At 40.8% G+C, this 14,261-nt stretch carries 12 protein-coding genes and 1 riboswitch; of the genes, 4 read left to right on the top strand and 8 right to left on the bottom strand.

Translation table 11 applies throughout. The features are described 5' to 3' along the window. Positions 1 to 101 precede the first annotated feature (101 nt). The 7 genes from AKG39_RS04040 to AKG39_RS04010 all read right to left on the bottom strand — a co-directional run bounded on the left by AKG39_RS04040 (position 102) and on the right by AKG39_RS04010 (position 7,877). Positions 102 to 1,259 carry a murein hydrolase activator EnvC family protein gene (locus AKG39_RS04040; protein ID WP_050739078.1) on the bottom strand — a complete coding sequence of 386 codons (1,158 nt, stop codon included), beginning with the start codon at positions 1,257 to 1,259 and terminating at the stop codon, positions 102 to 104. 47 nt (positions 1,260 to 1,306) lie between these two features. Then, complete coding sequence (gene ftsX / locus AKG39_RS04035; protein ID WP_050739077.1) at positions 1,307 to 2,224, bottom strand: permease-like cell division protein FtsX; 918 nt, start codon at positions 2,222 to 2,224, stop codon at positions 1,307 to 1,309. After that, complete coding sequence (ftsE, locus tag AKG39_RS04030; protein ID WP_050739076.1) at positions 2,214 to 2,903, bottom strand: cell division ATP-binding protein FtsE; 690 nt, start codon at positions 2,901 to 2,903, stop codon at positions 2,214 to 2,216. Before ftsE ends, ftsX begins: the two co-directional genes overlap by 11 nt. Before the next feature lie 350 nt (positions 2,904 to 3,253). Then, positions 3,254 to 4,516 (bottom strand): murein hydrolase activator EnvC family protein, encoded by a 1,263-nt coding sequence (locus AKG39_RS04025; protein ID WP_050739075.1) that lies wholly within the window; start codon positions 4,514 to 4,516, stop codon positions 3,254 to 3,256. A 210-nt stretch (positions 4,517 to 4,726) separates the two neighbouring features. Further along, positions 4,727 to 5,905 carry a methionine adenosyltransferase gene (gene metK, locus AKG39_RS04020; protein ID WP_479714960.1) on the bottom strand — a complete coding sequence of 393 codons (1,179 nt, stop codon included), beginning with the start codon at positions 5,903 to 5,905 and terminating at the stop codon, positions 4,727 to 4,729. Between the two features lie 91 nt (positions 5,906 to 5,996). After that, a riboswitch (SAM riboswitch) is annotated at positions 5,997 to 6,094 on the bottom strand. A 76-nt stretch (positions 6,095 to 6,170) separates the two neighbouring features. Then, positions 6,171 to 7,352: an aminopeptidase P N-terminal domain-containing protein gene (locus AKG39_RS04015; protein WP_050739073.1), complete on the bottom strand. Its 1,182-nt coding sequence runs from the start codon at positions 7,350 to 7,352 to the stop codon at positions 6,171 to 6,173. 39 nt (positions 7,353 to 7,391) lie between these two features. Then, a complete protein-coding gene (locus tag AKG39_RS04010) occupies positions 7,392 to 7,877 on the bottom strand; it encodes a COG2426 family protein (protein WP_050739072.1) in 486 nt (161 codons plus the stop codon). Positions 7,878 to 8,014: 137 nt separating this feature from the next. Here AKG39_RS04010 and AKG39_RS04005 point away from each other — a divergent pair, with 137 nt between their 5' ends. The 4 genes from AKG39_RS04005 to AKG39_RS03990 are packed head-to-tail and all read left to right on the top strand — an operon-like array spanning position 8,015 to position 12,386. Further along, positions 8,015 to 8,725 (top strand): tRNA 2-thiocytidine biosynthesis TtcA family protein, encoded by a 711-nt coding sequence (locus AKG39_RS04005; RefSeq protein WP_050739071.1) that lies wholly within the window; start codon positions 8,015 to 8,017, stop codon positions 8,723 to 8,725. Between the two features lie 49 nt (positions 8,726 to 8,774). Continuing rightward, positions 8,775 to 9,461 (top strand): response regulator transcription factor, encoded by a 687-nt coding sequence (locus AKG39_RS04000; protein WP_050739070.1) that lies wholly within the window; start codon positions 8,775 to 8,777, stop codon positions 9,459 to 9,461. Then, positions 9,461 to 11,266, top strand: coding sequence for a HAMP domain-containing sensor histidine kinase (locus tag AKG39_RS03995; protein ID WP_050739069.1), 1,806 nt, complete (start codon positions 9,461 to 9,463; stop codon positions 11,264 to 11,266). The genes AKG39_RS04000 and AKG39_RS03995 overlap by 1 nt, the downstream gene beginning before the upstream one ends. Continuing rightward, complete coding sequence (locus AKG39_RS03990; protein ID WP_050739068.1) at positions 11,247 to 12,386, top strand: TolB-like translocation protein; 1,140 nt, start codon at positions 11,247 to 11,249, stop codon at positions 12,384 to 12,386. The genes AKG39_RS03995 and AKG39_RS03990 overlap by 20 nt, the downstream gene beginning before the upstream one ends. 99 nt (positions 12,387 to 12,485) lie before the next feature. Here the strand turns inward: AKG39_RS03990 and pyk are convergent, their stop codons facing one another. Next, complete coding sequence (gene pyk, locus AKG39_RS03985) at positions 12,486 to 14,228, bottom strand: pyruvate kinase (RefSeq protein WP_050739067.1); 1,743 nt, start codon at positions 14,226 to 14,228, stop codon at positions 12,486 to 12,488. Positions 14,229 to 14,261: the final 33 nt, after the last annotated feature.

Genomic DNA, 14,261 nt, shown 5'->3' with positions numbered 1-14,261 from the left:
TCCAATATTTTAAATTTTATTATTTTTGTAAAATAAAACAGGAGAAAAGAATCACGATTCTTTTCTCCTGTTCTTTAGGTTCTTATTATACGCTCAAACTCTTAAAAATAACCAAAAGGATCAACAAAGCCTCCGCCTGAGTATACACCGAAATGCAAATGCGGTCCAGTAGAATTACCTGTCGAACCAACTCCGCCAAGTGTATCGCCCTGATTAACAGTTTGGCCAGCGGATACTGCAATTGAGCTGAGGTGGCCGTAATAAACCTGAAGACCATTACCCAAGTCAAGGATAACGCAGTTACCATAGCCGCCGTTCCAGCCGGCAGACAATACCTGTCCATTTCCCATGGCTGAAACTGGTGTGCCCGTGGATGCGCCAATATCTACGCCTTCATGGTATCCCGTATACGGATCTGTCCGTGGTCCAAATTCACTTGTAATTTCACCACCACAAGGCCATGTATACGTTCCAGAGGGGACAAAGGAGGTGCTCCCTCCGGTACTTGATCCACCTGAAGCTGCCGCACTTGCTGCATTCTGTTGGGCCATTAATGCCTGAATCTGGGATTTAATATTGGCTGAATCTGCTGTTTCAGCATCAATAACCGCCTGGTATTGGGCAACAATAGCCTGGTTCTGGGCCAGGAGTTCATCCTTCTGTGCCTTAACCTGTTGCTGCTGTGACAAGGCTGTTTCCTGCTCCGCTTTTTTACTAACCGTTGTTAAACGATCCGATTCAATGCTCTGCTTTTTTTCATCGATGACTTTTTTCGTTTCTTCCAGAGCAGTTAAGGATTCTTTATCCGATTCAATAATATATCGGGACATATCGACCTTTGTTACAAAGTCCGAAAAATCTGTTGAGGTAAATAAGAATTCCAGCATGCTGCCATTCCCATACATATACATCGTTCGAACACGCTCGTTCATTGCTGCTTCCTGTTCAAGACGCTTTGCTTCCGCCACATCCAATTCCTGTTGGGTCTTGGCAATGTTTGCTTCCAGAACGGCAATTTCACTGTTAATGGCAGTAATAACCCCATTAATACGGTTCATTTCTTCATTTGCTTTTCCAATTTCGGTTTCAATTCCAGCGATGGTATTTTGGGTCATATCAACTTGATATTGGGCCGCCGCCTGCTTTGCATTGCTTTGTGCAAGCTGCTCTGAAAGTGATGCCGCCTGAACTGGTGCGATCACAACACTTAAAACAATGACCCCCGTCAGTAGTGTTAATACCATTTTTCTTTTAAACATTTTTAATTTCTCCCTTTATTTCTTTAAACACCTGGCAGTTTTCTTTATTATACGTCTAAAAATTTACGTATTGCAAAGACACTGCCAACAGCCCCAATAAATCCCCCATACAACAGGAAGAAAAATGCCAACTGTCCCATAACAACACTTGGGGATGCCAAAGAAGCATCCACTGGTAGAAATAAATTCCCTCCAACAAGGCCTAGTATATAATAGTAGGCAATTCGAATAATAAGAAATGCCACCACGGCACCGATAAGACCTAATAGTGTTCCTTCCAAAATAAATGGTGCCCGAATATAACCGTTGGTTGCACCAACATATTTCATAATTCCAATTTCTTTACGTCTGGCAAAAACAGTTAATTTGATCGTATTATAAATAATAAAAATAGAAATTACTGACAGTACAATCAGCACCACTATGCTTAAGGTATTTGTAAATTTATTAAACGTCACCAGCGCTTCTACATACTCTTGTCCGTAGCGGACATATTCGACGCCTTCATCCTTAAATGTCATCGCCAGAGTTTGAATCGCCTCAAGATCATCAGGATCGGTCACCCTTATTATAAAAGATGCCGGCATGGGGTTATTCTCTGAATTATAACCGCTTAATAATGGGGCATAATCTTCCAGGCTCACCGTAAATTTATCCAGAGCTTCCTGGGAGCTTTCAAAACTCACCGATTCAATCAATGCGCTTTCATTGAGTGAATCTTCGATGGTTGTCTTTTGCTCTTCGGTGTAATCCGACTGCAGGAAAACTTTCAGTTCCAGCTTGGATTCAACATCCTTTGTAACTTCTGCAACGTTGATGGTGAGAATTAAAAAGATTCCTAAAATTATGAGGGCGGCAATAACCGATAGTACGGATGCTGCACTCATAAGATTATTTCGTTCAATACTTTTTAGTGTATCCCGGACAACATTACGAGGCATGGTCTTTAGCGAACTAAACTTCATAACCATACCTCCCTGTCGCATCATCAACCGTCAGCATGCCATCTTCAAGAGTAATCACTCTTTTTTTCATCTTATCCACAATTTCACGATCATGGGTTACCACCACCACCGTTGTTCCTCGGCGATTAATTTCTTCTAAAATACAAATGATTTCATAAGAAGTTTCCGGGTCAAGGTTTCCGGTAGGTTCATCACATATGAGAATTGTTGGATTATTGATAATCGCCCGGGCAATAACCACCCGCTGCTGTTCGCCACCGGAAAGTTCATGAGGATAATGATTAATTCGATGGGAAAGGCCGACCATATCCAATGCCAATGGCACCCGTTTCTGAATCTGTTTCTCTGGTTTTCCGATGATTTCCATAGCATATGCTACATTTTCGTAAACGCTTTTATTTTCTAAAAGTCGGAAATCCTGAAAAACAATCCCCATTTTACGCCGCAAATATGGGATTTCTTTTTTTGAAAGATTCGCCACATTATAATTGTTAATATAAATTGATCCTTTTGTGGCTTCAATTTCTCTTAAAAGAAGCTTAATAAAAGTGGACTTTCCGGCACCGCTTCGACCGACAAGGAAAACAAATTCGCCCTTGTCAATGAATAAACTGACATCCTTGAGTGCATCACTCGCATTCTTTTCGTAACCTTTGGTTACATTTTTAAATTCTATCATACTCTACCTTCACTCCTGAGACTCATACCAGTTTTGGTAAAAACGATTATAACATCCTAATCAATCGGTTTTTGTTACATCTTTTTTACATTTTACTGATACATCACTATTATTTTAATTTTAATTTAAGTTTTTTGGATGTATTAAGCTTCTTATGGACCTTATTAAGCCCTATCTTCAGCTATTCTAACATTCTGTAACCTACTGAATTTATTTTAACATACTTTATTAATAATTTCATTAAATAAATTAAATATTTGTAACAAATGTAACTTTATTTCAAACACTCATTAAAAAGAGAAAAAGCTATATTCTCAGCGAATATAGCTTTTTCTCTTTAATATCTTTATTTAAAAATAATTGTATGGACTGACTGGCGAACCGTAAAGACGCATTTCAAAATGCAAATGTGCTCCGGTGGAATCCCCGGTACTTCCGACGGCACCAACTGTTTGACCTGAACCCACAGTTTGTCCGCTGGATACGTTAATACTGCTTAAGTGACCGTAAAGGGCTGAAACACCATTGCCAAGGTCGATGATTACACAATTTCCGTAACCGCCGTTCCAACCAGCAGAGATGACTGTTCCATTCCCAGTTGCCGCAACCGGTGTTCCGGAAGAAGCACCAATATCAACGCCTGAGTGGAATCGGCTATCACCCCAAATGGGATGAATCCGCCATCCAAATGGACTGGTAATCTCACCGTAACAAGGCCATGTATAACCGCTTGAATTACTTGGAGTTGCTGGTGCCGGCGTATTATCACTGCCGCCGGTGTCTGCTGTACCATTGTTATTAGTGTTGTCCGTGCTGCCACCGCTTGTATCATTATTGACAGCTTGTTGCTCTGCTGCAGCTTGCTGAGCGGCAGCCTGTTCTGCGGCGGCGGCCTGCTCTGCATAATACGCCTGCAGCTGCGCTTCAATGTTTGCTGAGGTTTGACTTTCAGCATCTTCTATTGCTTTATATTCGGTGAGAACTGTTTGATTCTGGGCAAGCAGCTGATCTTTTTGAGCTTTAACCGCTTCCTGATCACTTAATGCTTTTTCCTGCTCTGCTATTTTAGCAACCGTTTTTATGCGATCGGATTCAATGCTTTGTTTTTTCTCATCAATAACTTTTTTTGTTTCTTCCAAAGCTTTCAAGGAATCCTTGTCTGCTTCAATAATGTATCGGGACATATCAAGCTTTGTAGCAAAGTCTGAGAAATCAGTGGATGAGAATAAGAATTCCATGATGCTGCCGTTGCCATACATATACATGGTCCGGACACGATCACTCATTGCCCCTTCCTGCTCAAGTCGTTTTGCCTCTGCTATACCCAATTCTTCCTGGGTTTTTGCAATCTTTGCTTCTAAAGCTGAAACCTCTACATTAATCGAATCAATGACTCCACTGATTCTGTTAACCTCATCGTTAACTTTGGTAATTTCTGTTTCAATTCCATTGATGGTATTCTGGGTCATGTCAACCTGATACTTAGCCTCTGTCTGGCGGGCATTGCTTTGTGCTAATTGCTCAGAGAGAGTTGTGGCGCTTACTGGTACCATCGCCAAAGAAAAAACCAACGTTCCTGCAACGATTCCTGAAATTATATTCTGCTTTTTCATTTTTCCTCTATTATCCCCTTAATTTATAAAATTTAGGATGAATTACTACATTATTTTTGTAACAATTGTATTATAGCATAATAAATCCGGTAAATCAAAATTTTATTGTAAAAATATCAAAAATATGTTGCTTTTTCTTTACATTTTATATAAAAAATTAAGAAGCAGTCAGTGAATTCCCACAGCTGCTTCTTAATGGTTCTGGTTATATTAAATTTGACTCTTTAACGTTTCAACCATATCAAGATGTTCCCAGGGAAGATCAATGTCCGTGCGTCCAAAATGACCGTATGCAGCGGTTTGTTTATAAATAGGTGCCCGGAGTCCCAGGTTTTTTATAATTGCGGCGGGACGTAGATCAAAGTTCTTTTCAATAAGTTCGACAATTTTATCCTCAGCGATTTTCCCGGTGCCAAAGGTTTCTACATAGATCGAAACAGGTTTCGCAACCCCAATGGCATATGCAAGTTCAACCTCGCATTTATCCGCCAATCCTGCGGCCACAATATTTTTAGCAACATGTCGTGCAGCATAAGCACCGGAACGATCCACCTTTGTTGGATCTTTTCCGGAAAAAGCGCCGCCGCCGTGACGGCTGTACCCACCGTAAGTATCCACAATGATTTTTCGTCCGGTAAGACCGGCATCACCCTGAGGGCCGCCAATAACAAAACGACCCGTAGGATTTATGAAGTATTTTGTATTCTCATCCAATAATTTCGGATCAATCACAGCCTCAATAACCTTTTCGATCATATCCTTGCGAATGGTTTCCATTGTTACAGCTGCACTGTGTTGGGTCGAAATAACCACGGTGTCAATCCGTGTGGGTATATCGTTATTGTACTCAACCGTCACCTGGGTTTTCCCATCAGGCCGCAAATAATCAACTAAACCCTCTTTCCGAATGTCCGTCAGGCGTTTTGCCAGCTTGTGAGCCAATGATATGGGAAGCGGCATAAACTCTGGGGTTTCGTTGCAGGCATACCCAAACATCATTCCCTGGTCACCTGCCCCGGTCGCCAACTCAATTTCTTTTAACTGACCTTCTTTTGACTCCAGCGCTTCATTAACACCCATTGCAATATCAGAGGATTGTTCGTCAATGGCGGTAAGAACTGCACAGGTATCACAATCAAAGCCGTACTTTGCGCGATCATAACCTATTTCGCGAATGGTTTCCCGGACCAGCCTGGGAATATCAACATAACAATTCGTGGTAATTTCTCCACCAATAAGAACCAGACCCGTTGTTACCATGGTTTCACAGGCAACCCGTGCCATTGGATCCTGATAGAAAATAGCATCCAGGATGGCATCGGAAATCTGATCACAAATTTTATCAGGATGCCCTTCGGTTACTGATTCCGACGTAAATAATTTTTTCATAATTTTTTCTCCTTCTGTAATCTCTGTAATGTCTATTTACCTGATAATAAAGAAAACCTCGTCGATCGACGAGGTTAATGATCTACATTAAATCCCATCATTGCGAAAAAAATTCGCAGGTATTGGCACCATGCTTTCGCTGGTTGCCGGGTTTCATCGGGCCTGTCCCTCCACCACTCTGGATAGGTAAATATTCAATTACTTTTTTTTATCATACACTTGACTACTGGGTTTGTCAAGGGCTCTAATTTTTCTTAAGTTGATTTTATAAAACATCACAGCCTGCGGATGTGATAACCACATCATCTTCAATGCGAATGCCAAACCCAAGCGCTTTCATATAAAGTCCGGGTTCCACCGTCATCACCATTCCCGGTAACAGCACCAAATCTCCCTCGGGTCTGAGATCATGGGTATCCAAACCTAATGGATGACCAATCCCATGGTAGTAAAACTCACTGATATCATTATCTTTTGGCAAAAATCCTGACTCCGAACATTTCTCTAAAAACAGTGTTTTGGTTAATTCCTGAAGTTCTTTCATCACTGCTCCGGGCTTATAGGCTTTTATTAATTCTTTTTGAACCACTGCCACAATGTTGAAGGCTTTTTCCTGAGTTGGTGACATTACCCCATCCACCGCCAATGTCCGACTGATATCGCCACAATAACCGTTGAATCGTGCCCCCAGATCAAAGAGAATCAGTTCTCCCGATTTCGTTTTTGACTGGTTGGATACATAATGCAAGATGGTTGCATTTTCTCCGGTGGCTGCAATGGTTTCAAAGGCCAGTCCATCGGCACCTTCCTTTTTTACTAAGTATTCAAAATAAGCTGCCAACTCGTATTCATACAACCCTGGTTTTAAAGCCAGTGCTACTTCCTCAAAAGCTTTTTTTGTAATAGTACTGGCTTTTTTGATCATTCCAACCTCTTCCGAAGTTTTAATGATTCTCATTTTTGAAAAAATGGGATCCAGATCCTTCAGTTCACTTTTTCTTAAAAATACTTTCAATGCTTCATCGTCGGTTTTAAAGCTTTGGTGTTGGGGAACTTTAAAATCAAAATAAACCGTTTCGAGCATTTCCAGAGGCCCTATTTCTTTAGACATCTTTTTGCTATAGTGTATTTCATTAATCCCGGAAAGCAGCATTGCCTCTGCCATATTTATTTTTTTACCCACCCATTTTTCTTTTTCCAGGTCAGCCTCTTCGATAAACAATTTTTCCGTAATTATTCCCTGACTGTTTTTTATCATCACTAGGACCACTTCCGGTTCGGTAATTCCGGTAAGATAGTAGAAATTATTATTGGTAAAAAACGGATAATTCGCATCCGCCGACATGGCGATTTCTCTTCCTGAATAAATAATGGCCATGCTATTGTTATCCAGGGTCTCGCCTAATTTTATTCGATTATTAATATAAAACGCTTGTGATAACGCCATAATTTTCTCCTTATCCTATTTAAATTCAAACCAAACCGGTTAAATCAGAAATATACCTCCGGCCACTAGACCGGTGACAATAATCCCGGCAGTCGCAGAACCCAGTGCCACTGAAATCATACTGCGTCGGAAATCAAGACCAATCAGGGAGGCGGCCAGACAGCCGGTCCACACTCCGGTTCCCGGCAGGGGAATGGCGACAAAGAGAAAGAGCCCCCAGAATTCGTATTTGGTCAGTTTCTCTGATTTTTTCATGCCCTTGGCAATGATCCATCGCGCCATTTTTCCAAAGACCCTGGTACCTGACATCCATCTCAGGATCGCCGGAATAAAGATTAAAATGAAAGGAGCCGGAATAAGGCTTCCAATGACACCTAACAGATATGCTTGAAAATAGGGCATCTGGTAACCCAGAATTGCCAAAGGAATCGCCCCTCGTAATTCAACAATGGGAATGGCTGAAATAATCATAATTTCAAGCCAATCTGGCAAAAAAGCTAATAAATTGATAATTGCTTCCTTCATATAAAGATAATCTCCTTTTATTCTTCCAATTTAAATGTTAAAATAATGATGACTCATTACTCAAGTTTATATTGTATCCTTCTGGGGTATTTTTGGCAAGTATTGTGTCTGATAATGATGACACAGGAGAAATCACTATGAAAAAAATTCTCGGCTCCCTGCGACGGGGCATTGAAAAATACGACATGATAAAACCCGGCGATTGTATTGCCGTTGGTCTTTCCGGCGGTAAAGACAGCACCGCACTTTTAGTTGCCATGAAACGCTTCCAGAGCTTCTCCCCGGTTCCTTTTGAACTTGAAGGAATTACCCTGGATATGGGCTTCGGGGGAATGGATTTCAGCCCATTAGTGGATTTGTGCGCAAAGCTTGATGTCCCTTACACGATAAAAAAAACAACCATTGGTCCCATTGTTTTTGAAGAACGACAGGAAAAAAGCCCGTGTTCCCTGTGTGCCCGAATGAAGCGTGGTGCACTCCATAACCTGGCCATTGAGCGGGGCTGCCGGACCATTGCACTGGGTCATCATGCTGATGATGCCATTGAAACCTTTTTTCTCAGCCTCTTTTATGAAGGGCGGATTAATACCTTTTCCCCGGTGACCTATCTTGATCGAAAGGATATCACTGTGATCCGCCCCTTAATTTTTGTTAAGGAACGGGATATCCTAAATAACCCCATTATAAAAGAGCTTCCTGTAATCCAAAGCACTTGTCCGGCCAACGGTTTTACCAAACGCGAGGATATAAAAAACATGATTAAGGAACTTCGTAAAACCATGCCGGATATGGATGACCGTGTTTTAGGCGCCATTCAAAACAAAGAACAGCTCAATCTCTGGTTTTAAATAATAATTATCCAAATATGCAATCAAAATTAGAAAGCAGGTATTAAAAATGAACGAAAAAATTCTTGTGGTTGATGATGAAGCGGCCATTGTAGATTTAATAAAATTGGAACTGGAATTTGAAGGTTATCAAGTTGAAACAGCCTATGATGGCATGGAAGCCATGGAAAAGGCCATGGCCACTCAGCCGGATCTGATTATTTTAGATATTATGCTGCCCAAGAAAAATGGCTATGATGTCTGTCGGGAGCTCGCCCCTTTATTAGGCGTTCCGATTATCCTTCTCACTGCCAAAACCGACATTATTGACAAAGTATTGGGTTTAGAGCTGGGCGCCGATGATTTTATCACAAAGCCTTTTGATAATCGGGAACTATTAGCCCGCGTTAAAGCCCATTTAAGACGTTCAAGCATTACGATTGAACCAAAAAAACAGGAAACACTGCTTAAAAATGGGGAACTGAGCATTTATTCAGACGAACGAATGGTTATGCTCAACGATCAGGAAATTCACTTAACCCCAAAAGAATTTGAACTGCTTTTCCTTCTGGCCTCAAATTTGGAACAGGTTTTTCCACGGGATGTACTTTTAGAAAAAATTTGGGGTTATGATTATTATGGCGACACCCGAACCGTTGATATGCATGTTCAAAGGATTCGACGGAAAATTGATACCCTTGGCAACAAGTACATACAAACTGTTTTCGGAATTGGATATAAAATGAGGAAACTCTAATGCAACTAAGCTATCGAAATCGAATGATCATTTACAACATCGTTCTTTTTGCTTTTGCATTTTTGATTATTGTATTTTGCATGTTTCAAGGAACCTCCTACTACTATATCAATCAATCAAAAGACAAGCTGCTGGAAATGACCCAGAATGCCACCCTATATATGGAGCAGGAGCTGAAAAACCCGGAAAATACTGACTCACTGGAAAATCAATTGATTTCCGATGGCCTTTTTTTCAGTAAAAGCATTTCCCAAACAGAAGATAATCGAGTTTTGATTTTTGATTCAAACGGCTTGATTCTAGGAGATTCTGTTGAGCTCAGTGACACTAACACTCTTGTCACTGAGCTCAGTCTTTCCCAGGCTCAGGCAGCGCCAATTTTTACATTGAAATCCATAAACGATGCCAGTATCGTTTATTATGTGGCACCAATAAATATCGATGATCGCATTCTAGGGTACATCGGATTTGTTTATCCTTTGGTCGAAATGGATATCTTTCTACGTATTGCCAGCATCTTACTTTCCATTGGCGGACTACTTGGGCTTTCAATGGTTATTTTAGTGACCGTATCCTACTCAAAACACTTTATTCAGCCCATCAAGGATTTAACAAAAATATCTGGAGAAATAAATAATGGAAATTATAATCTTACCATCCACTACAAACACATGGATGAAATTGGGGAATTGACCCAGGCATTTAATGGGATGATCACCAATATTAATAATGTTATTCTTCAATTGGAATCTGAACGCAAGCGTTTAGCCGGGGTATTGGCTTCCATTGATGATGGTCTTTTGGCCATTGATAAAAACGGTAATATCATTACCTCCAACAGTTATATCAAGACATACTTTAATGTCAGCAATCCTAAAACCATTTATGACTTTGAATATCAATCCTTCCTGCGGGATATCTTTGATAGCCTGAAAAACGGGAAAGCCCACATTTCTGAAGAAATAGACTGCAATGACCGGAACTTACTGCTTATTGGCAGTCCGATCAGAGAAAAGGGTTTTGAAGAAAACTACATGATCATTATTCGAAATATGACCTCTGCCCGTCATATTCAAGAGGAGCAGCGGAAGTTCATCAGCAGTGTCTCCCATGAATTAAGAACTCCCTTAACCACCATTATTGGCTATACGGATATGCTGACACGAAGAAAGGTGGATGATCCTGAAATTGTGAACCGCTCACTCAACACCATCAACCGGGAAGGCCACCGGCTTTTGCGTCTGGTGGATGATTTGCTCAGCGTTAATAAATTTGATAAGGCCGAATTTGATTTTAAGAAAACAAATCTGAATATTGTTCTGCTGCTTTCTGAGGTGGTTGAACAAATGCAAATTAAAGCCAGCCAGTCCGATGTAATGATTAACTACCGCTCTGATGAGTTGCCTGAAGTTCTCGGTGATTATGACCGCCTCCAACAGGTCTTTATTAATATCATTCATAATGCCATTAAATATTCCAACAGCGGTGACATTATTGATGTTATCTCAGCCATTGAAGATGACCATATTGTTGTTTCCATTCGAGATTACGGACCGGGAATTTCTGAAATTGAGCAAAAGCGTATTTTCAATGCTTTTTACCGGGTTGAAGAAGATCGCTCCCGGGGATCTGATGAAGGGGGTTCAGGACTGGGTCTTTATATTGTTAAACAAATTGTTGAAAAGCATGATGGAAAAATTGAAATTGTCAGTCAGGTTGGCGAGGGTACCAATATTATTGTAACAATTCCCATTCTTTCTGTTCTTATTTACGGAGGTGAAGCTGATGAAAAAGTTATTGACTAAATGCATTTCACTCGTCTTTGTTATGCTGATTGCATTGTTTCTCAGCGGTTGCCAAAGTTTGTTTATTCCCAGGAATGTACCGGTGGTGCTTCAGGAAGGGGTTCCATCAAAATCACAATCCACCCCTAAAATAACGATTGATTCCTATCGCATCCTCTGTCCCGGGATTGTTCAGGACATTACTTCAAATGGTAATTCTCTAATTGTTCTGAATGACAAGAACTCTAAAGCCCCATTTAGTATTGATTTCTACAATACCGATACCCAAGAGCTGTCTCCTTTTATAAGTTCTGAAAAGCGTGACCTAACAGCACTTTTTGATACTTCCGACACCGGTATTTACTATGTTGAAAAAATGAATGATCCCCTATCGGGAAAATCTGGAAGCCAACTCTTGTGGGCAGATATCAATAAAGACAGCACTCGAATTATTTCGCTTCCCGAAGAAAATGTTGTCAAGTATTTTGGAATTGGAGAATCCGATCAAGTGGTTTATATCAACAACAATAACAATATTGTTATTGCCGACAATCAAGGCGACCGTCAAGTTTACTCTACCTTCCGGAATTACAATATTCTTTCAGTGGACTTTATGAAAGAGAATAATGCCGTTGCATTCATCGCTTATGATCCGGCAAATGAAGAAAAAACGAACCTTTATTACGCTGAAATAAAAACTGGCACTCTTGAACTTATCCCCAATCTTTTAGCGGAGAACGTCACCAATTTCGATGTTAATGATATCAACAATCAAATTATTTTTGTCGAGAATGCGATGAACAATCAGAATATAAGCATTTGGACAGCTGAAACTGCTACCTCGAAAATAGTCGCAACAGGTAATTTTGGAACGGGAAGCTTTACGCCCAACGGTGAAAAAATAATTTTTACCAAATATTCTCCCAGTTTTAATTCCCAATATCAATCCATCTGGATTATGAATTCAGATGGAGAAAACCCATTACAGATCACGGCACCATTGAAACTTAATTCCCGGGTGATGTGTCATCCTTTCAAACCGAATCTTTATTTTTCAGTTGAAAAAAATGCCGCTGATATCATCTCTGGAAATGACAGCATCCTTTCACAGACTTATCAAGTAAACTATACTATTGAATAATACCGCACAAAAGGAGCTGATCATTAATGACCAGCTCCTTTTGTGTATCATAGTTTTCACCTTAATCCATTGGTTAACGGGTTTATCCATTGAAGATGATTAAACCATTTGCACCCGCCCCTGATACACAACCCCACGCTTGGGATCCACTGAGATCAACTTGCCATGTTCAATGATTTCAAGAGCCTTATCAACAGCAACAATGACAGGGATATCATAATGAAGTCCGGCAATGGCGCCTTCAGAACTTAAACCACTTTCCTCGGTAATAATAGCCGCTGCCAAATGAAGGATGTGACTGATATCATTTGTCAGTGACTTAACGACTAGAATATCACCATCCTTAAATTCATTGGTATTGGCAGCTGTGATAATTTTTGCATAACTGGTGACCGGCCTCTTCCCAATCCCCACACCATAGATAATCGCATTACCAACGGTATGCACTTTAATAATATTGGTATTTCCCTGAACACCCAGTGGCACACCTGCACAGACAATGGCAATATCTCCGCTTTCAACATATTTCTGTTCAACCGCTTTTTTAACAGCATCTAAAATCATACTATCGGTATCCCCAAACGCAGGAGTATAGATACAGTGGACACCCCAAACCAAGGCAAGCCGACGAACCGTTGATACCTTATCGGTTACGGCTATAATGCTGCAATCGGGACGATACTTAGAAATCATCCGTGGTGTGTGGCCTGATGATGTGGCAGCAATAATCGTTTTAGCATTCAGCTGGTCCGCAATCTGGCAGGCACCTTCACTCACCGCATTGGTAATGGTCAATTCTCCATGCTCTGGTTTTTTTCGACGTTCATATTCCTCTGAATTTTCACTTTTAACAACAATATTACACATGGTTTTTACGGATTCAATGGGATAAGACCCTGCCGCTGTTTCTCCGGAAAGCATCACCGCATCGGTACCATCAAATACCGCATTGGCAACGTCGCCAACCTCGGCCCGGGTTGGACGGGGATTACGCATCATCGAGTCCAACATCTGGGTTGCGGTTATAACAGGTTTCCCAATAAGATTGCATTTTCTGATTATGCTTTTTTGGACCAGGGGTACTTCTTCAGCCGGTATTTCTACCCCCAAATCACCGCGGGCAACCATAATCCCATCGGATACAGCAAGAATCCGATCAATTTTTTGAACCCCTTCGCGGTTTTCTATTTTTGAGATAATATGAATTCGGTCACCGCCATTGCGCTCCAACACTTTTCTTATTTCCAGCACATCCTGAGGTTTTCTGACGAAAGACGCGGCAACAAAGTCGACCTTTTGCTTAATTCCAAAAATAATATCTGATCGATCTTTTTCTGTTAAAGCAGGCAGTTCAATCTTCACACCAGGAAGGTTAATGCTTTTCCGGCTTCCAAGGCTTCCTCCGTTTAAAATTTTACAATTAATTTCAGTTCCTTTAGTCTCCTCAACTTCCAGCTGAATGAGACCGTCATCAATGAGAATTCGACTTCCCACAGAAACTTCACCGGGAAGCTTATCATAAGAAATACTAAAACGATTTTCATCACCAGAAATCGTTTCCGTTGTCAGAACAACATTTTTTCCTGCCTCCAGGTTAACCTTACCCTGGGCTAATTCTCCGGTTCTAATTTCCGGTCCTTTGGTATCCAACATAATAGCCACCGGAATTCCCAATTCTTTACGCACTTCTTTTATACGCTGAATTCTTGCCGCATGCTCTTCGTGACTTCCGTGGGAAAAATTCAGCCGGGCAACATTCATTCCATTGAGAATAAGTTCTCTTAATATTTCCTTAGTATCTGCTGCCGGTCCCAGTGTGCAGACAATCTTTGTTTTTTTCATTTTCTACCTCTTTTCTATATTTAAAATTTTATC

This window comes from Acetobacterium bakii (assembly GCF_001263355.1).
Classification (GTDB): domain Bacteria; phylum Bacillota; class Clostridia; order Eubacteriales; family Eubacteriaceae; genus Acetobacterium; species Acetobacterium bakii.
The sequence above is the reverse complement of the archived record's forward strand: the minus strand, read 5'-3'. Positions and strand labels throughout refer to the sequence as shown.